The organism is Pseudoalteromonas sp. NEC-BIFX-2020_002, assembly GCF_013002825.1.
Taxonomy (GTDB): domain Bacteria; phylum Pseudomonadota; class Gammaproteobacteria; order Enterobacterales; family Alteromonadaceae; genus Pseudoalteromonas; species Pseudoalteromonas neustonica.
Map to the genome: position 1 here is coordinate 89351 of NZ_JABEPJ010000007.1, position 21058 is coordinate 110408.

General features: G+C 40.6%; 14 protein-coding genes. 5 read left to right on the plus strand and 9 right to left on the minus strand.

Features of this window, described 5'->3' with window-relative positions:
- Window positions 1-55: 55 nt before the first annotated feature.
- Window positions 56-442 carry a VOC family protein gene (locus HJP15_RS09805; protein ID WP_170173643.1) on the minus strand — a complete coding sequence of 129 codons (387 nt, stop codon included), beginning with the start codon at window positions 440-442 and terminating at the stop codon, window positions 56-58.
- Window positions 443-907: 465 nt separating this feature from the next.
- On the opposite strand from HJP15_RS09805, the gene HJP15_RS09810 reads away from it, so the two are divergent.
- Complete coding sequence (locus HJP15_RS09810; RefSeq protein ID WP_170173644.1) at window positions 908-2122, plus strand: hypothetical protein; 1215 nt, start codon at window positions 908-910, stop codon at window positions 2120-2122.
- Between the two features lie 252 nt (window positions 2123-2374).
- Complete coding sequence (locus HJP15_RS09815; RefSeq protein ID WP_054452188.1) at window positions 2375-3787, plus strand: YfcC family protein; 1413 nt, start codon at window positions 2375-2377, stop codon at window positions 3785-3787.
- Between the two features lie 148 nt (window positions 3788-3935).
- Here the strand turns inward: HJP15_RS09815 and ppiC are convergent, their stop codons facing one another.
- The 4 genes from ppiC to HJP15_RS09835 form a co-directional block, all read right to left on the minus strand.
- On the minus strand, window positions 3936-4214 hold the full coding sequence (gene ppiC / locus HJP15_RS09820; protein WP_054205907.1) for a peptidylprolyl isomerase PpiC: 279 nt from the start codon (window positions 4212-4214) through the stop codon (window positions 3936-3938).
- A gap of 93 nt (window positions 4215-4307) precedes the next feature.
- Window positions 4308-4733, minus strand: a complete 426-nt coding sequence (locus tag HJP15_RS09825) for a thiol-disulfide oxidoreductase DCC family protein (protein WP_170173645.1) — start codon at window positions 4731-4733, stop codon at window positions 4308-4310.
- Window positions 4734-4796: 63 nt separating this feature from the next.
- Window positions 4797-7175 (minus strand): alpha-glucosidase, encoded by a 2379-nt coding sequence (gene ygjK / locus HJP15_RS09830; protein WP_349304619.1) that lies wholly within the window; start codon window positions 7173-7175, stop codon window positions 4797-4799.
- Complete coding sequence (locus HJP15_RS09835) at window positions 7165-8934, minus strand: MFS transporter (protein WP_054205904.1); 1770 nt, start codon at window positions 8932-8934, stop codon at window positions 7165-7167. Before HJP15_RS09835 ends, ygjK begins: the two co-directional genes overlap by 11 nt.
- Window positions 8935-9002: 68 nt before the next feature.
- Here HJP15_RS09835 and HJP15_RS09840 point away from each other — a divergent pair, with 68 nt between their 5' ends.
- Window positions 9003-11495 (plus strand): hypothetical protein, encoded by a 2493-nt coding sequence (locus HJP15_RS09840; RefSeq protein ID WP_170173646.1) that lies wholly within the window; start codon window positions 9003-9005, stop codon window positions 11493-11495.
- A 50-nt stretch (window positions 11496-11545) separates the two neighbouring features.
- Here HJP15_RS09840 and HJP15_RS09845 read toward each other — a convergent pair whose 3' ends face one another.
- The 4 genes from HJP15_RS09845 to HJP15_RS09860 form a co-directional block, all read right to left on the minus strand.
- Entirely contained in the window at window positions 11546-13684 is a 2139-nt protein-coding gene (locus HJP15_RS09845) for a TonB-dependent siderophore receptor (RefSeq protein ID WP_054452197.1), read from the minus strand.
- Window positions 13685-13807: 123 nt separating this feature from the next.
- Window positions 13808-14260, minus strand: a complete 453-nt coding sequence (locus tag HJP15_RS09850; RefSeq protein ID WP_054204175.1) for a hypothetical protein — start codon at window positions 14258-14260, stop codon at window positions 13808-13810.
- 274 nt (window positions 14261-14534) lie between these two features.
- The gene (locus HJP15_RS09855) at window positions 14535-15761 is read right to left on the minus strand and encodes an MFS transporter (protein ID WP_054452199.1); all 1227 of its coding nucleotides are present in this window, start codon (window positions 15759-15761) and stop codon (window positions 14535-14537) included.
- Window positions 15761-16594 carry a nicotianamine synthase family protein gene (locus HJP15_RS09860; protein WP_054204173.1) on the minus strand — a complete coding sequence of 278 codons (834 nt, stop codon included), beginning with the start codon at window positions 16592-16594 and terminating at the stop codon, window positions 15761-15763. The genes HJP15_RS09855 and HJP15_RS09860 overlap by 1 nt, the downstream gene beginning before the upstream one ends.
- A 132-nt stretch (window positions 16595-16726) precedes the next feature.
- Here HJP15_RS09860 and HJP15_RS09865 point away from each other — a divergent pair, with 132 nt between their 5' ends.
- Window positions 16727-17896 carry an efflux RND transporter periplasmic adaptor subunit gene (locus HJP15_RS09865; RefSeq protein WP_170173647.1) on the plus strand — a complete coding sequence of 390 codons (1170 nt, stop codon included), beginning with the start codon at window positions 16727-16729 and terminating at the stop codon, window positions 17894-17896.
- On the plus strand, window positions 17893-21030 hold the full coding sequence (locus tag HJP15_RS09870; RefSeq protein ID WP_170173648.1) for an efflux RND transporter permease subunit: 3138 nt from the start codon (window positions 17893-17895) through the stop codon (window positions 21028-21030). Before HJP15_RS09865 ends, HJP15_RS09870 begins: the two co-directional genes overlap by 4 nt.
- Window positions 21031-21058 lie beyond the last annotated feature (28 nt).

The following is a 21058-nucleotide window of genomic DNA, read 5'->3' on the forward strand; positions in this document are numbered from 1 at the left end:
GCGTCCATATATGTCTTCTTAGTGTTTAGTGTTGGTGCAACCATGATAATGTAAATCATTGGCCAGCAGGTGGTTGCCATAGTTCAACCTTGTTTCCCTCTGGATCTATTACCCAAGCAAACTTACCATGTTCAGAATCATCAATTTTATCAAGGACGTTACAACCTTCGGCTTTAAGTTCTGCAACTAAAGCATGAAGATCATCTACACGGTAGTTGATCATAAAAGGTGAATTATTAGGGGAAAGCGGTTCGTCTTGATCTGAATTAACCGACCAGATAGTTGTTCCATTTGTTGGTTTACCTTCAGAGTCTGCCCAGTTAAAAACTGCACCTCCCCACTCTTGCACGTCGATACCAAGATGACGCTTGTACCAAGCATGTAGCATAGGTGCATCTTTGGCTTTAAAAAAGATGCCACCAATTCCTGTTACTCGTTTCATGTTAATCTCCATTATTAAAGAGGGTGCCCTGTCAAGTGATCAGCTTATAAAACAATTCCCGCATTTTATATACTCCCAATAAAAACAATATCCCACCCGTAATTTTGATGCAATAGATAAGGGCCTTATAGTTGTTTAATTAATGTGCGCCATTACAAACACCACAAGAAAATTTAGTAACTATGCGATTGGCTTTACCCAAACCAACACAAAATGCAGACTTCAGCGTTTTGAGGTGGTTTGGATACAGATGCAATTAACTGTCAGCCAAGTTTTTTGAGTGTTTAGCCTCTCCCTCCAAAATCATCCGTGTAATAGCGTGTAATAAACATTTTTTTAACATTCTTCTACAGTAGATTGTGAAATACTCAACAGGAGAAAACTATGAAAACATATTTCAAAAGGAAACGTTTTTTAACATCTCAGAATAATTTCATAAAAAACACACACAAAAAATGTAAGCTTGTGTTGCTCGCATTAACTGCGGTTATTGCATCGTCATCGCAGCTGGCAAGTGCGTCTACTTATCAAATGGCGACGCCTGCAAATGATGATGGGCAAGGCAATTTTGTTTTTTTTGATCGACACATTGTCGATTGTGGTAGTGATGCCATCAATTCGCTCCATCTGTTTAGGCCTACAGCAACACAAATTGCGTATGAATACGGATGTACTAACCTCAATAGCGCAATAAATAATGATGTATACACCCCCGCTAATGATGACGGCGGTGGTAACGTTATATTTTTAGATCGCCACACTGTAAATTGCGAAGGAAAGGCACTGCAATATTTGCATTTACAAAGAGCAACCGCCAGCACTGTTCAGTACCATTATCAATGCAGTGACAAGACACTTAGTGACGTAAGCGATTACTTTACTCCTGCCAATGAAGATGGTGGCGGTAATGCCGTTTACCTTGATAGACATCATGTAAACTGCCCAGAAAATGAGGTACTGAGCTACCTTAGACTTGAAAGACCCACGGCAACCACGATGCGCTATCACTACAAATGTGGTACTTACAATGAGGCAACCACCTATGGATTTACAGACTCTTTTGCTGCTAGTAATTGGAGTATAACAGGCGTTGGCACTGCAAATATGTCTGAATCAGCTTTTAGTGCGTCCGTAAATTATGGTGGGGGTGGTGTAACAGCTTCAATCACAATGCCAGCAAGCGGCGTTGTTAACTTTGATTGGGATATTGCGATTAACTCAGCGGGTCAGTATGGCGATGTTATCCGTTACGTTATCAATGGCGTTAACTTCGACTTATCTACAGCAGGGAGTGCCTCAGGTGCTGCGCAAAATATCACAATCAGCGCTGGCGATGTATTTGAATTTTTGACCTGGGGGACAACCAAATCATCAAGTTATAATGCGACGTTTGATAACTTTAGTTTTACCCCTGACAATACGATAATTGCTCCTCAGTGCGCTTTCTCTGGTGATAATCAAGGTCGTAATGATCCAGGCTTTACCGGGCAAACATTTATATATCATAACACCAGTTATGGCACAGATAGATTTATGTGGGATGGCGTATCTAAAGGCGAAGTACCGATTGGCACGGGCTCTGTGACCGATGCTGAGGGTAATGTATTTACAGCCGGGGCGCTAGTATCTCATCCATACTCAGATTTATGGTATTACGAAATTTGCGTAAATATGCAGTAACGCTTACATATTTAGCAATGTATTTTTATATATTATTTAAAAAGGTTAACTCATTCGGGTTAACCTTTTTATTTTAATCTGAACTACCTAAATCAATAAAGTAAGCTTGAAACACGCTTAGTGTCTACAAGCCGTTACAATCCTTTACAGATAACTGTCCCTATTATTATCTCGTTTTAAGCAACTCGTGATATTCTTTGGAAAAAAGCAGCACCTCTTTTTTGCTGTGCAAATTACATTTATGGAGAATTTATGAGTAAAACACTCAAAGTCCCTCATACCTTAATTTTACTATTGGGTATGATGGTCACCGCTTTGATTGCTACTTGGTTAGTACCACAAGGTTTTTTTGATACTACATTGTCTGAGTCTGGCCGTGAAATGGTCGTAGCGGGTACCTACCAAACAGTTGCTGAACGCCATTACCTTACCCCATGGGATTTACTTACTGCAATTCCGCGTGCCTTTGCCGCTGCGCAAGATGTGATATTTTTTGTATTAATTGTTGGTGGTGTACTTGCCATAGCGCGTGCAACAGGCACCGTTGATGCGCTAATTGGCCGTTTACTCGAACGCCACGGCAAGAAACCACAACGTTTGATTTTTATGGTGGTCTTTTGTTTCGCATTAGCCTCTAGCAGCATTGGAACGGCGGGTGAATATATTCCGTTTGTGCTAATTTTAGTGGCTTTGTGTAAAGCAATGCGCCTTGATGCAATGACTGCGGTAGGCATGATTGTTGCCGGTTACGGTATTGGTTATGGCGTATCCGCTTTTAATCCCTTTACTGTATTGATTGCACAACAAATTGCTGAAGTCCCTGTTTATTCTGGTTTATGGTTACGTTTAGCTATATTTGTGCCATTTGTACTAATTGGTTTTCATCATGTGTGGCAATACACTCAAAGAGTTGCAAACGATCCAAGTCAATCAATGATGCTTGATGTGCCTTGTCCACTCAAAGATAAAGCAACCCCACATTACCCTGAACTTGCAATGCGTCATAAGCTTATCCTTGGTAGTTTCATTGTCACACTAGGTGTTGCTGTCTGGGGCATTGCAACCAAAGGCTGGTACTTATACGAATTAGGCGGTGTATTTATCGCATGGGGCGCATTAATTGCGATACTTGGGCGCCTATCTGCTGATGAAACTGCAAATCGCTTTATTGAAGGTGTTTCAGACTTAGTTACGACTGCTATTTTAATCGGTGTTGCTCGTGGTATAGCATTAATTTTAGAAGATGGACAAATACTTCACAGCTTAGTACACGGTATGTCACTGCCATTATCTTATGTGAGCGCTGAAATATCAGCGATTGGCATGTTAGTAATTCAAACAGTGTTAAATACCTTTATCCCATCAGGTTCTGGTCAAGCCTATGTCACTATGCCACTGATGGCACCACTGGGTGATTTAGTGGGTGTGCCACGCCAAGTTGCAGTACTTGCTTATCAATTTGGTGATGGCTTTTCAAATATGATTATCCCTACCAACGCAGTATTAATGGGTATTTTAGGCATGGCGGGTGTGCCTTATGGACATTGGTTCCGCTTTTGTTTACCACTATTAATTAAGCTAATGGTTGCCGCATCAATTGTGTTAGTGCTTGCTGTTATGTTTGGTTACGGCTTGGATGTACAACCAAGTGCCGTTGGCAGCTAACTTACTGAATACTTGAACGTAAAAACCACCTTTTTTAGGTGGTTTTTACGTTATAAGCCACTAAAATTGCTAACCGCAGTCGCAAGCTCTTTCGCGCTAAAGCGTGGCCTACAGCGCCATTATCGCTAACTTGCTGCTGGCTGTATTTTTAAGTTCTATAAAGCACTTTTATCACGTGCCAACCAAATTTAGTTTTTACTAAATGTGGTTCTAATATTTCTGCACCAAAGGCTACTTTATCAAATTGAGGAACCATTTGACCGCGCTTAAATTCACCTAAATCACCGCCTTTTTTACCTGATGGGCAAGATGAGTGCTTTTTTGCGAGCACTTGAAATTTAGCACCTTTTTTTAACTGCTTGATGATATCTTCGGCTAACTCTTTATGTTTAACCAAAATGTGTAATGCGTGTGCTGTGCTAGCCATTGCTTATCTCTTCTATTTTAACTGCACCAATTTTAACACAACATCATACCCACATTATAGACTGAGGTAACTATATCAAAATGGATTGATATTTTATAAGTAATGCTGATCATAGTCAGCATTGGGTATAAGGCAGTAATCATATTTACCAAATAATGCATAACGATTAAACGCAATGCGATCATACGCCCAATTGCGCACGCGCTTAGGTATTATTCGTAATATTTTAGCCATACGCCACGGCCAACCAAGCTGTATTACAACATCAATAAACGCATCACTTTGCACAGTGCACATACTTTTTTCAATATAGAGCATGGTTTTAAAACTATCCGTTGGATAATTAAAGTACTTAAGTATCGCCTGGCCTTTTGAAGATTGCACACTGCATAATTTAAAACACAGTTTTTTGTCATGCTTTATCATAAAATTACACCACGCACTGCAAAGCTTACACTCTGCATCAAAGAGAATTATTTTATTACTCTCGATTATTTTTTTTGTATCAATTTCAGGCATTACTTACTCCATCTCATCTGAACAAAATGCCTTAAACGTGCACATTAAGCAACGCTTTGTTGCTTAATGTAACTCACACCAACGTCCTTGTTGCTGTGTTATTAGTAACAAATGTGCGGCGCTCCACGAGAAATTAGGCGCGCCTTGTTGCTCACCCGTCAAAGGATTATAATTTTCGCGAATAGGGGCACTTGCCAATAAGCCATCTGCATGACTAAGTAACTGTTCACTTAGCTTTTGTGCCTTTTCACAGTAACCGTAATGGCTCATGCCCACTAAACCAAAATACAGCTGATCAAGCCATACTCGACCTCGCCAATAGATATCAGCACCAAAAGCAGGGTTGCTCAAAGCCGCGCTGCCAAGTGGTACATAGGTATTAAACTCTTGTTCATCAAGCATTACATCAACCACTTGCTGCGCTTGTTCAACACGTGCTACTTGATTAAATAGCGGCGACCAGCCTTCAGGGCCTTTACCGCGCTTAACTAACGGCTTGCCTGCGCAACCATTTGCTAACGGTTGTGGTGCTATTTCAATGTCATAATAATAGCCCGTTGTTTTATCGAACATACATCTATTTATATACGTTCTTAGTTTGGTAGCTTGTTTTAAAAAGTAACTCGCTTGGCGAGGATAATTAAGTACCCGCGCCATTTTACTTAAATAGCGATTATCTGCTGCCATGTATGATGCCTGATCAACGGATTCTTGTAATAATGAATAACCGATCAAACGTCCCGTTTTATCAAAATTTGAGGCAAAGCCTACGTGCCAGTCACTCGCTTTACCGCCTTTTTTTACATACTGCGCCAGTTGTTGACTATCAATAAAGCCAAATACCGCAGCATCATCTCGCCCCGACTCCCAAGATGCCGCCGTTTGCGCAGGGATCTTTATTTGCCTTTGCGGATGGGCCCTAAGCTCATTTTTATAGTTTTCAAGACCGCTTCGCTCAGCCCAACCCGCTGCTGTTTGCACCTCGAAGCGTAATTTACCGTCATCCGTTGTATGGGCTTTATCAACTGTTGCGCCATACTCGGGCACGCCATTGCCATTGTGATCTCGATTAGTTAGCCACCAGTTTCTATAGCCAACCAACTTTGGGAATATTTCAGCAAGCCACTGTTTATCATTGGTATATTTGTATACTTGCCACACAGCCCAGGCCGCTAAACTGGGTTTAGTATTACGTTCGTTCCAGTTAGTACCATCGCCACCACGTTCAGAACTGACATTGTAAGCCACTAAATCAGGAATAAAACCCACATCCCACGGCCTAACTTTATCCGCTGCCGTTATTTGATGCTCAAACACCGCATTTAAGTTCTGTTTTGCAAGCGCTGAGTTAAACGTTGCCAATGCAAATGCCTGTTTATAGCTGTCCCATGGCCAGGTTTGATTGCCCGAAAACCAACGCCCAGTTACCGCAGGGCTTACGGTATCAAAACCAACAGCACCTGCTTTACCTCGCCAATTACCGAGTAACGTTTCAACGCTTTTAACAGCTAACTTTTTATGTGTGTTGTCTGCACTGGCTAACGGGCGCAGTGCATTATTAATATAGCCCTGCCAACGCGCAGCACTGCTGGCTAAATATTGCTCGGGTTGTTTTAAAATATCTTTTATAATAGCCTGCTCGCTTGCCACTTCTTGGCTATTTAATAAGTACGAATAAGTTGTATAAAACGTGGTGTCGGTATCAATCGTTGTTTGGCTTACATAACTTAATGCATCGTGCGTGGTACTGACTGATAACGTTTTGTGTAATTGTAATTGCGAGCTGCCAGAAGTTAGCAACTGGCCATAAGCGCGTACTTTGCCAAATAATAGCGCGATAGCGTTATTACTCACTTGCCATTGAGGTAGCAGTTGCGGGTGCACTTCAAAAGGTGAACGCGCATCTTTTACAGTACCGTCTTGAGCTGTTAAGTTACTCACCAACCGCCCTTCCCATCGTAAAGTGAGTGGTTGATTGGTTGTGATCTGTGTTTTAACTAACGAAGTGCGATTACTTACAAAACGTAACTCCATGCGAATACTTACGCCATCCCCCATTAATTCTTGTACTAAAGCGCCCGGCAAGCTGTAACTATTCATGGCGAGTTTAACTTTACGACCTTGGTCTTTATATACACTGAGTTTTTCTAAATAAGGGGCGATAAAATTAAGGTATTCTTCGGTAATAATTGCAGGCCCGGTAAAGCCCCCCATATTATCAACACTTGGTAGTAAATGACCATGCCATGCGCCTAAGTCAAATAATGGACTAAACCGTTGATGCCCGCCTTTAGCAAAATCTTGCATGTAATATGGACTACCAGTACGATCAATTAAGTTTTTATAATGACTATTTGCATCACTCACTGGTTCATTTGCTGTGGCTTGCAAACTCAAAGCCATCATGGCAGCCATTAAAACAAGTCGCTGTTTAAGTTTCACTGTTGGTATCCTTATTATTTCGCGCTAGAAGGTAAAAACCAAAGCCGGTGATAAGCGCAATCACTGCAAATAATAGCCACATGAGTGCCGGACGTTGCAGCTCTTTCACTAAGTAACCATAGCTCCACCCTGATAAAAAACCAGCAAATAAAAAGCCCAGCGCCATAGATACAAAATAGTAACCCATGAACATCGCAGCGCTATTTTTAGGGGCAATACTGGCTACATATTCTTGGCTTTTTGGGGAGGTGAGCATTTCACCAAAGGCGATCAGTAAAATAACGGTGATCATTACAGCTCCGCCCAGTTGCGTCATTAATAAACCCGCGCTCATTAGCAATAACAATAAAAAGGCACCCGCAGTAACAATCAAGCCACTGATCAAAACCGATATCACCTTAAATCCTTGGCATTTTAAACTAACGATTATTTGTAATAATACAATGGCCGCAAAGTCTAAATTAATCAGGTACTCGGGGTTAACTTGCCGATAAACCAGCCATTGCTGGGCAAGTTGTTTGCTTTGTTGCTGAGTAAAATCGCTAGTTGCTATTTGCTCAATAAAAAGCGCTATTTCGCTCACTGGCACGTTTACTTTTAGATGCACTAATTCAAGGCGTATTGCTTCAAGCTCAGTGCTCGTTAAAGGTGATGAAGATACATAATTGACTGACAAAAGCTGAATTTTTTCACTCAATGCCCCACTATCAACAAACGCAAAAAAATCCACCGTTGATTGACCAAAATAACTGAGTAAAACAACCAAATCTTGGGTGTTTGTATAATCACGTATAAACAACGGTAAAGTGTAAAATAGCTGATTATACACAGTCCAAAATCCAGTCAATATGGCTAAGTACAAGGCAAAATTACGGTTACTTACCCGCACTGGCTGTAAATACCAGTTATGGCTTTGCTTAGTGCTAACGCTTTTATCCCACAACCAGTTTAATCCTAGCCATATTACAATTAATACAAAAGCTTGCGTATAACTGAGCCAACTCACTCCTGCGGTCATTAGAATAATCACGCAAGTAAATAACAATAGTGCAAAGCGGCTATTGCCCAATACTTGTTGAGCTTGTTGTAATACCTGTTTAAAGCTGGTATTTACTTGTGAAGATGGTGTGGCTTCGCGATAAAACAACAGCGGAATAAAGTTAAGCAATATCCACACGGCCGACATTACAAATACCGCATCCCAGCTGATCGCACGCATATAACCGGCGACTAATGGGCCAATAAAACCGCCCAAATTAACCATAGTGTAAAAAATACCAAACCCTAGGCCACGGTTAGTATCATTAGTGCTGCGACTAATCGTGCCAACCACGACAGGTTTAAAACACGCTGCGCCAAATGCCACCAACATTAGAATCATAAAGAACGAATTAAAGTCAGTTACTTGACCTAAAAAATAGTAACTAGGCGCCATAATTATAAATGAAATAATAAACAGCTTTTTATAACCATACCTATCGGCCAAAGCCCCGGTTAGCACAGGCAGCAAATATAAAAAGAAGGGAATAATACCTTGCACTGCGCCACGTTGTGCATCATTAAAACCCACCCCACCTTGCTCAACTGGGGTAGTCATATAGACAGATGAAACCGCAAAAAAACCATACCAAGCTAAGCGCTCAAAAATCTCCATGGTATTAGCAATATAAAATGCCAAACCAAAGCCTTTATTAGCTGGGGTTTGTTTACTCTGCTTTGCTGTTGAGTTAGTTGTTATTGGTATTTGATTATTATTCATAGTTTACTTTCACAATTAAACGCAGTATTTTATATTGCATACAATATACATATAAAACAACTATAATTATGAAAAAAATCTCACTCACTTTGTTATTACTGTTACTTGCCGCGTGTCAAAAAGAGCCGCAAGTTGATACTGCGCAGACCGTACAACTACAATCAACAACGTCAAGTGCTATGGTAACTGATCCACAACAGATGCAAGTAGACCTATCAGTACAAGGTTACACCAGTACTTTGCACAAAATGGACATTACATTCTTAGGGCAAACCATCCCCTATACATATAGCGATGGCAAAATTGGTAATAGCCGGGGCTATAATTGGTGGGTAAGTAAACATTTTGCACTGAAGAGCGATTTACCAAAAGAAAAAGTAACGCTGTATCTAGAGCTTTTAGAAATGGCTTACCCACACTATGTTGCGCTATTCGGTATGGAGCCACCTAATATTGAACGCCAGCGTATCGCTGTAGTGTATGGTAGCAGCCGCGATAGAGTGCGCGAGGCCATGCTTGATGATGGCTTTTTACGAGGCGTGCATAAAACCGCAGGCGGCGAAACTATGTTTTACAACCGCGCAGGATATAACTTCCCAAGCCATCGTGAGCATCACCAACGCTATATTGTCATTCACGAAACCATGCATGCTTTTCACATGGCTTTAAACGGTCATTCAACCTGGGCGCCTAATTGGATCACCGAAGGCTTAGCCGACTCGGTCGCTCACCATGTTTACGATGCCAAGCAAAAACAACTGACTGTGATGGTGTTTGATCGCGCGCCCATGAATTATATTGAGACCGGTTTAAAGCAATATTACAGTGCCAATAAACCTACTATTGAGCAAATAAACGATGATCCTGCACTTAAACGCGGCCTTAATTTTTTCATCATTCATTACCTTTTAAGCTCCCCAGAACGCGCACAATATTTTGCATATTTTGTGCAGCAGCTTAGACTTGCCAACCCGCACAGTGACGCCACGCTCAGCACAGCCAATTCACTCCTTAAACACACTTTTAAAGATTGGCAGGCAATAGAGCAAGGCTTTGCAGATTTTGTGCAAACTATTAAGCCGAGTTTTCATATTGTATCAGGCCCGTGGGAGCAAGATGGTAATGCTTATTGGCTACGAAATACAGACTCTAATACCTTATCTCGATTGGATATAAACCCAACAAGCAATGCGACTCACCCTGTAATAGACTTTCCCGCGCCGCAACCAAGTGCTTTAATTAACCTAAATAATGAGCACCAAGTGGCTGCTTTAATTAAATTTGAACCAGCACAACTGCAGCGCGGTGAAATAGGCATCGCCATGCAAGGCAAACTCAGTGAACAAACCCAACGATACCGCGCTACGTTTATGGGTAATGAGCAAGCAAATGACGACCAATTACTTAAACTATTAATAGTAGATGCTGAGCGCATATTAATCAGCGAAAATAATATCAGTGGTTTTAACTCGGTGCAGGTTGCCCTAACAACTGAATTAAAAGCAGCTTTGACCACACATAAAGAACTGGGCTTGAATATCACGCTAGATCACAACCAGCTGAGCGTTAACTTAAAAGCAAATAGTGGCACTAAAATAATTACGCAAGTGTTTATCATCCCTTTCTCTGGTGACTTTACACACTTACTCAATACACAAAAAATCAGCTTATTGAGTAAAAATAATAACCATGCAATCACACCCTATTTATTTCCCCATAAAGACGATGATGATTATACATTCGATAAATCTCATACCCAATTACCTAACCCTTGGTTATTCGAAGAATACAGCCTGTTAAGCCGCTTATTTAAGACCTGTCAACAATATGGTGCACAGTTAATCGGTTGTGATGAAAAACTCAGTAACTTGATGAAAAAACTGCCCATAAAGGCTAATCATGCAGCAATTAATTCAGAGCTAATAATACTTCTCAATCGCTACAAAACCCTATTAGGAGATAATGGCTTTAGCGTGCTTTCTGGTATCAGTGCTAGCGTACACTATCATCAAGGCGAGGCTTTTTTAAGAGTGGTCAATCCAACTAATTTTAATCTCACACTTACAGCAAAAGTTAGCTTTAACAATAGCAAAGGCCTATTGCTTAATAACCAACAACTCAACCAAGCTATTAAACCCGGCATTCACAATATTGCTTTATTCAAAATACCCGATACAAAGACTATTACTATTGAGCAGACGCTTAATTGGCAAGGTTTAAATAACATAAGCCAATTACATGCCTCAGCCACCCCATTTAACGGCGTTGAGCTTTCCCTTACACAAAGTAAAGGCAACAACGGACACTGGCTATTTAAGGCACATCTTTCAGGCCCGTACTCAGGTAGAACCAAAGGGGTACTAACGATTACAACAACACCGTTTACTCAACCTGAGATCATCAAAACACAACAGCATAATGTTGAGATCGCACCTTATGAGCAGAAAATTCATGTATTTGAACTAGCACCAACAAAACAATCACAGCTTATTACTGTAACCGCATTGTTAGATGTCGATGGTGAAGAGATCCGATTAGTGAATAAGATAGTTATGAGGTAGAAAGCTTGCTAAATAAGACTGCCGCACATTGTGTGGCAGTCTGTCATATTTTAAAACTTATAACTTAACGCTAAGTCAACTGAACGAGGTTCGCCCGGCTGTACCCAAATTTGCGTGTATGAGTTAGGGAAATATTTACGGTCAAACAGATTATGGACTTGTAGTTTCACTTCAAATTGCTGCGTTAAATCATATTTAGCAAACATATTTGCCACAGTATACGATGGTAAGTAAAAGTCAGAACCACGTTGACCTAAACGCTCATCCACATAATTAGCGCCAACACCTACCGTTAGTGCACGATCAGCCACTGAGAATTGCTTGCTGATTTGTAAGCTTGCGCTATTTTTTGGAATATTAAGCAGCTCATCTCCTCGTTTTAAAGCAACACCTAAGCCTGTATCTTTTGCATCTTTGTCTACTTGCGCATCAATGTATGCGTAAGAAAACCACATATCAATATCACCTGGTAACTGCCCTGTTACATCAAACTCAAAGCCCTTACTGCTGGCTTGACCAATTGCAGTGTGGAAGCCCGGATTTGCAGCATCTGCGACGATGATATTTTTTTGCGTGCTATCAAAATAAGCAAACGTAACGCCTAGGTTATTATCGAGCAGATTAAATTTAGTACCGATTTCGGCCGATTTTGTTTCATTTGGTTTAAAACCTTGGCCACTTGCATCTGTGCCAAAGTTCAGACGATAACCTTCGCCATAACTTGAGTATAAAGACCAGCTATCGCTTAACTGATAAACCACCCCAGCTTGAGGGCTAAAATGAGTTTCAGATTGTTCAGCATCAAAATTTGTAATTTTATCATCAAGCGTTTGTTTTAAACGATCAATCCGCCCGCCAAGCCTAACATGCAAGTTATCAGTTAAGCGCATTTGATCTTGCAGGTATAATCCAGTTGCGAATTGCTTTTGTACTCTTACAATCGCAGGCACTGGTGTTGGTAATGCATGTTGTCCATAAAGAGGCTGATGAATATCAATTGCATGCAACTGTTCATTCGTTGGATTTGTAGATAACGCTGGGGAGCGGTAAACGCGGTAATCACGGTCATAATCAAACAAATCGTAGTCAATACCCACTATTAGCTCATGCGCAATTGAGCCGGTATCAAACTGCCCTGAGACTTCTGAGCGGATCACAAACTGATCGGTATCGTAGTCACGCTGGCGTCTTTGACGTGTTAGCGTACGACCATTGTAATACAGCTTTTGTCTCGCGGGAGATACCTCAGCGTCACTCGATGTGCCTGTTAAGCGTGTTGAGCGATAGCTTAAGCCTGAATTTAAGTACCAATCGTTAGAAAACTCATACTGCCATTGTAACTGGTGTCCCAGTACTTCTGTTACTGTGGCGCCATCGCCTGGTTCACCTAAAAAGCGTTCAATAGGCATCATGTCAAAATTGCCACCAATCGCAAGAATACCCCGATCGAATGGGATCTCTTGACGTGCAGCTTCTAATTCATATTGCCACACAGAGCGATCGCTTTGCTCAAAGTATACAGAAGCCATTACGCCTTTTTTATTAATTTCTATAGTATCGCGAAAGCTATCACCCGTTTCATAATAGCCTATAACACGCGCAGCTGCTTGCTCAGTTAAACCACCGCTATAGTCAGCCTCAAGGCGGCGTTTATCACGGCTTCCAACTTCTAGAGCTATTTTTCCTTGCTGCTCGAATGTTGGTTTTTTAGTGACTAAATTAATTGTCCCTCCAGGCTCTCCGCGACCATAAAGGGCCGCTTTTGGGCCCTTTAATATTTCAACTCGCTCAATACCAGATAAGTCTCTGGGCCCTGAAAAGCCACGCCCTGCATTAAAACCATTAACTAAATAGCCGCTTGGGACATTTTCATCACCAAAAAAGCCGCGTATAGCAAAGCTGTCCCATAAGCCACCGAGGCTATTTTGTCTCGATACTGAAGCTGATAAATCTAACGCCTCAGTTAACCCTGCCACACCGGTATTTTCGATTAACTGCTGGTTTATCTCCGAGATGGCCTCAGGTGTTTCCAGCACATCAAAGTTACCACGATAAGCCTGTCGCTTTGCAGTAACTTCTATTATTTCGAGTGATTCATCTTTTTTTGCGTAGGCTGCAGTTGAGCATAAGCTAAGTGCAACCCCTAGATGGATAGAGCAAAGTTGGAATGAGCGAAGAGAAAAGTGCATTGTAGTTCCTTTAACAATATAACATCCAAGATTTGTTATATCATAACACTTACTGTACCCATATTGTAAAGAGCTTATTTATAGATTAATTCTTTCGCTGTTTAAAATTAATATACTTACACTTCATTTTAAAGGCACCATAAAGCTTGCACTGCCAATAAACGCGCCAGATTCAACAATTATTTTTGCATCTTTGTAATACACTAAATCCTCTGATAATTTCTTTTTACAGTGTTTAGGGAAAAAACCTTCAAAACTCACTTGCTCTGTTTTATTAATCGTACGTTTAAACTTAAGATCAATATCTCTCAAATACACTTCACCTGCTTTTGTCTCTAATTGATTATCCCAACAGCCATATATTATCCCTAACTGCGAAATCCAAATCATTGCGCTTTGCGCACTAAAATGAAACTCGCCATCTCCTGGCATTTGAAAATATTTAACATCTATTAAGCCTTTGATATAACCAGGTTCAAGGTGAACGGATGAAAACTCCATCACTTCTTGTTTCCAGCCTTTTTGCAAGTAATCAGACATCAGAGCCTGTTGTTGCTGTGTATTTAACTGTTGCATAAATTATCCTTTTAAGTGTTGAATGTGTTTAGGGCGTGTTGACCTTTGTGGATTGAAATTTGTTCAATCTAGGGGCGATTTAATCGCGGCGCGAGGTTTGTAACCTAGCGGGCTAAGTAAAAACCGAGCAACAAAGAGTCAATCGCCCCTAGGAAGAACCCTTTGGGCAGCGCATGTTTGGCATTTATACTGCGTTATCGCCTATTTATGGGGAACAACCACACTGCATAGGCGCTGCCTTGCCTAAATACCAAACATACTGCTGCAAAATTAATCACGAAAGGTCAACACGCCCTAGCTTTTCTTCTTTATTTGGCGAGCTTAAATATAAATGTGCAAGTGCGCTTACTCCTCCTATTAAAGCAAATAAATACCAAATTAAGCCCGGTACTTGTTGCTCTAAATCTAAGGCATAACCAGCTAAAGCACTGCCTATGATTAATCCAAAACCTGCAAATAAGTAAAAGAATCCATAGTGAGTAGACACCGTTCCTGGCGGTGCCGAGTTCGCAATTTGTTTCATAATAAGCGGTAAGCTCATTGCAGTTGCTACACTAAAAAATAAGGCTAACAGCCCCAATTGAAGATATAGCTGCCACTGACTCTGTACTTCAAATAACATGACTAAAAAACCACTCCCCATCAATGTAAGCCCTGCACTAATAAACAGAGCATCTTTATTAATACGCTCAGTCAGCGCCGTAATGGGTAGTTGTACTAGGATTGAAATCAATGCGCACATACTTAATAACCAAGTCACACTATGCAGCGGCATATCTAATTGACCTAAAAAAATGGGCATCGCAAATGAGATTTGGTTGATCAGCATAAAGTAGCCAATCATCACTGCGCAAAGTTGTAAAAATGCACGATTACCCAACACTGTTTTAATTAAATCACGAGTATTAAGTCCTGCACTTTTTTGTGATTTTTTTGCTGTTGGTAAATAATAAATAAACGCGATACCAAAACATAAAAAAGGAAACGCAGCTACGCCGCACAGTAAACCAAAACTCATTGAAATTAATAATAAACCGCACACAGGACCAAGCAGCTCGCCAGCGTTTCTTGCAACACCAACGAGCGCAAACATGTTTGCTTTACTGATCCCTTGCGCATGTGCAAAATAGGCTTGGGCAGCAGGTGTAAACAATGCCCCCGCAAAGCCCGTCAAAAATGCAGCTAAAAACAAAACAACAATGTGATCGGCCCATAAAAACAGTAAAAAACCGACTGCTCGTAAAAAACATCCTCCTATTATCAATCGCTTAACACCAAGCTTGTCAGCTAACACACCACCGACTAAAAACAAACCTTGTTGACAAAACGAGCGAACTCCCATGACTACGCCGATCAATGTGGCGCTCAAAAGTAAGTTCTCTGCTAGATAATGGCTCAATAATGGGATCAACATATAAAAACCTAAGTTAAATACAAATGCAGCAAACAGCATCAATTTGTACTCAGGGGTTAATCCACGAAAAGGTGCTAATGCGTGCATTAAGGTTGCTCTTCAAACGGCTTTTGCGCGATCAAAATAGAATGAAAATTATCGCTATAGGTCTGAATTTTTAATTTAGGAGTAAAAGGCATTAAATCACTCAGCTCAATACTGGGGTAAAGTAGCTGACGTAAATTAAATGCTGTTCTCACGACAACAAAGCTTCCCGCTCGCATGCGCGTAAATAAATGCGATAATATTTGCCTTTTTACATCGCTTGACCCCGCTAATGCAGCCAGCCACACTACATCAAACTGTTCAAGGTCTTCAAATTCACAAATATCTGCACAACTAAATTTTTGATTCTGCTGTGGGTAAACATGTTTTTGCACACGCTCACCAACGGTTAATGCCTGTGCGTCAATGTCTAGATTGCTCACCTTCATACCTTGCTGAGAAAGGAGCATTGACGTAATAGGCAGCGGCCCACTGCCAGCCATTAATACGTTTAAATTTTGCTTACCTGATAAGGCATAAATAGCATTTGACTCTAAACCAACCGCTCTTTGGTAATGACTAAACCAAGGGTAATCAGACTCTAAGGTCAAGATAGGTGCGGTAGAGGCAAGTACTTTTTGCGCCCAGTAATGTTCATAGCGCCCCGACGCAGCTGCAAAAAGTGACGCTATATCACTTTTAATTGTACTGAGGCAAGGTTCAGCTAAAACTTGGCTAGCAAATTTTTCATCTTGTTGATTAGACAGTAAAGCCATAAAGCGCTCATACAATGCCATGTTCGGCGCTTCAAAAGAATCCATCTTTATATTTTTAATCATTTGAAATACATCACAAATTTGCGACGCATGTTGATAGGGTGAAATTGTTTGAGACATACATACCTAATTTAGGAAAAATTGTTACACATAATTAACTAAAAAATGTTATAACATATCAAAATAGGCAATTACAAGCGTTTCCCTGTATTTAATAAGGGTCCTTGATTATACAAAAAGGAATGAATTTCCATGCTCAAAATGTTTTACGGCATCAAAGGACGATGGTTTTTAACACTCTTAATGATTATATTAATCGTGTTGGCTGGCTATTTTATTACACCTTCGTCAAAGGCAAACACTGAGCCAACTAGCTCTTCAACTAAGCCTTTGCCACTTATAAGTGTAACGCCCATAACGCCTAAATTGATGAATACTAAGCTTGAATTATCAGGCGTTGTAAAACCAATCGAAAACACTGATATTGCTTTTCAAGTTGCAGGGAAAGTAATCTACTTACATCCGAGCTTTATTGATGGCGGGATCGTTAAAAAAGGCACTGTGTTGATCAAACTTAATCCATTTGATTTAACGGCCGCAGTGACACTTGCAGAGGCTAAAGTTGCAAAAGCCAGCGCAGAGCTTGAAGAAGAAAAAGCCAAAGCAAGCGTTGCCAAAGCCACGCTTTTACTTGCTAACACGCCTTCTACCAACCCCCTTGCAAAACGAGAGCCGCAAGTTAAAAGTGCCAAAGCTTTATTGCTTGCCGCACAAACGCAATTGCAAATTGCACAAACAAACCTTGCCCGTAGTGCATATAGGGCACCTTACGACGCACTCGTTCAAAACCGCGCAGTAGGCCTTGGTCAAGTTATCAGTCAAGGGCAAACGCTGGGGCGTTTAGCTAATGTTGCTAAAGCCGAGGTTCATGTTGCCATTGCAGATAATAAATTAAGTGTGTTGCCTAGTTTACCAATAAACAATGTGATTATTAACCATCATCATGTTATTCATACTGGCCGCTTAACACGCAGTATTGGTACGCGCTCTTCTTCAACTCGTAGCGCTATTTATATTGTTGAAATTACTGATCCCTACGGATTACTTAATCAAGGAAAAAGGATCGAATTTGGTGAGTTTGTACACGTCTCTGTACCAACAAAACACTTTGAGAATGCAGCAGTTGTGGCACAACATATGGTTACTAATAGCCGTATATGGGCTTTGTCTGCAAACAATACCTTACAGTCAATCCCCGTTGAAATCTTAAACATGCAAAAACACAATTTAATGATTCAACTACCTAGCGATGAATCAATTATTTTAGTCGATAAACGCCCTGAAATTGTAAGAGAAAACATGGCAGTAAATGTCATTAACTCAGCTCTAGCGACAGCCCCTCTTGAGGGCAACTCACTATGACGACACAGCACACACCAGCAGCACCTTATAAAAACAGTGTGATCGCTTTTTTTTGTCATCGCCCGTTGATTGCTAACTTATTGATGTTATTTATTATTGCGATGGGATTGTTAAGCTTTAACAGTATACAAAGACAAATGTTCCCAATAGCTAAAAACCCTGAGATCCATATACAAATTCAATATTTTGGTGCCTCTGCAAAAGAGCTTGAAGAACAGGTCGTAGCCAAAATAGAGCACGCCCTCAATGGCCAAGCGGGCATTAAACGAGTTCAAAGCCAAGCTAGGCAACATAGCGCCAGTATGACCATTGCTTTATACGCAGATCAATCCAGTGAGCAAAGGCTCAATGAAATCAAACACAAATTAGATGCCATCGCTGATTTACCAAAAGCCATGGAACCTATCATTTTACAAAATAAGCCGCAGTTACAAAATGCAGTAAGCTTAGTACTAACCGGGCCAGACGATAAACTCGCTTTAAAGCAGTTTGGCGAACATATTAAAAGAGAGTTGTTAGCCCGAGACCTAATTAGTCACGTACAAGCAACAAACTTACCCGATGTTGAGTTTTCAATAGAGGTAACTCGCTATCAATTACAACGCTACGGATTATCATTACAGGACATTGCTGATCTTATTAGTCAACATTCGAAAAATATCAGTGCAGGTCAAATTGCTACTAAAAATGGCAAAATCAATCTACAAATGCCAGCCCGAAAAGAAACAATAGCGAGCTTAAACTCCCTGCCAATATTGAATACTGAGCATGGCGAATTACTCACATTAGGCAATATTGCCACTATAAAAAAATCACTCACTGAGCAATTGCACCTAGCAAAGTTAAATGGCAAAAATGCTTTTTATATGCGTATTTTAGCCGATGAGTCACAGTCAATTACCGCTGTGGCGCAAAGTGTACAATCTTATTTAGCGTATAAAACCCCTCTGCTGCCTGCGGGGTTTTCTTTGTACCAATTAGTCGACACCACCTACTATTTAGAAGGACGACTTAATATGATGTTAAACAATTTAGCCCAAGGGGCATTGTTAGTTTTTATTGTATTGAGTTTATTTTTACGGGTGCGCTTGGCCATGTGGGTAATGCTTGGCTTGCCAGTTAGCTTTTTAGGCGCTATTTGGTTAATGCCGTTTATCGGCGTAACGCTTAATGTTGTATCACTTTTTGCGTTTATTATGGTGTTAGGCATAGTGGTAGATGATGCCATTGTTATTAGTGAAAGCGCTGCGAACGAAACAACCGATTACGGCCATAATGTTGAAAATATAATCACGGGGGCTAGTAAGGTCGTTGCCCCTGCTACATTCGGTGTACTCACCACAATGGCTGTGTTTATGCCATTTATGTTTAGCACAGGCCCTAACTCAGGGCAATTTATCGCCATTGCGGGCGTTGCTCTACTGTGCTTATTTTTTAGTTTGATAGAATCCAAAATGATTTTGCCCGCACACCTTGCTCATAGCCCTATCAAGCCTCTTTCTAAAACCCACTGGAGAACAAAGTTTGATCACGCCTTTAATCAATGGCTAGCGGATACATTTGTGCCAGTTTTAAAGCATATTATTCACTTTAGGTATCCAGTATTAATGCTCTTTATTGCATTTTTAGTTGGCGCTATTTTACTTGTAAAAACAGGTTTAATTGGCTTTACTGCCGTACCTAAAGTTCCGCATGATTTTCCATCTATTCATATTCAAATGGATAACAATGCGTCGCATCAACAAACATTGCATGCTGTTAAAAGTATAGAACAAATGGTTTTACAAGTAGAGCAACAAACACAGCAAATCTCAGGGCGTTCGCTTGTAAAAGACACCTACATTTGGCTCGATAATGATACCGAGGGCGAAGTGCTCGCCCCCTTGGTTGATGAAGATAAGCGCCCCTTTGACGCATTTGAATTAGCACGTCACTGGCAAGCTGCGATGCCGACGCTACTTGGCGTTAAAGCAATTACCATTGAATCTGATGTTATTGATATTAATCAAAAGCCTGAACTAAGCTATCAATTATATAGCGATAATTTAAGTATGCTAACTGCTGCCACTTTAGATTTGAGTACCGCTTTATCTGAACATGAGGCCATCACACAATTAACATCAAACTTAAACACAAATCAGCAAGAATGGAAAATTCAGCTAACACCTAAAGGACGCCATTTGGGGCTAACTTCAAACCAAGTTGCTAAACAGGTATTTGCCTACTTTTATGGTATTGAGGTACAGCGAGTTGTTACACAACAACAAACCGTCCGATTTATGGTTCGAGGGGATTTAAACGAACGCCAATCTTTTTCATCTTTAAATAACCTACCTATTAGTGTAAATGAGCACTCACAAGTGTTTTTTTCAGAGATAGCAACACTCACTACAACGCAAAGCAGCCATGAAATTCATACAGAACAAGGCAGAAGAACATTTAATGTCTCTGCGTTTATTGTTCCAAGTAAAAAGCCGCAAACAAAAGCGATACATTTAGCAATTGAAACCCAAATATTACCCGCTATAAAAGCCCGCTACCCTGATGTGTCTTTTGATTTAGGTGAACATTTAAAGGAGCAGCAACAAGAACAAAGCCAAGTCACTTCGTTTGCTATAATCGCGTTATTAATGGTGTATAGCTTATTAGCAATACCACTGAAGAGCTATAGCCAACCGTTCCTGATTATTTTTGTTATACCGTTTGCCACGGCAGGCGCGTTGTATGGGCATTTACTGCTGGGGTATACACTAAGTATGATGTCGATTTTTGGCATAGTTGCCGCATCTGGCGTCGTTATAAACGATGCTCTCGTACTATTAACACGAGTTAACCAACTGCGTAATAAAATGCCTCTAAATGAAGCAATTTACCAAGGTGCTGCCGCTCGCTTTAAAGCAATTTTAATAACATCACTCACTACATTCATTGGTTTATTACCCTTGATGTTTGAAAGCAGTTTACAAGCACAGTTTGTGATCCCAATGGCTGTTTCATTAAGTTTTGCTGTGCTATTTGCCACGCTAACGTCTTTGATTCTTTTGCCTTGCTTACTTTATATTGCGAATGAGCTTAAAACCATACCGCAGCAAGGTGCAAAAGCAATTAAACTACAGCTATTAAAGGCATTTTAACTATTTAAAAAATCTACAAAAAAGCCCA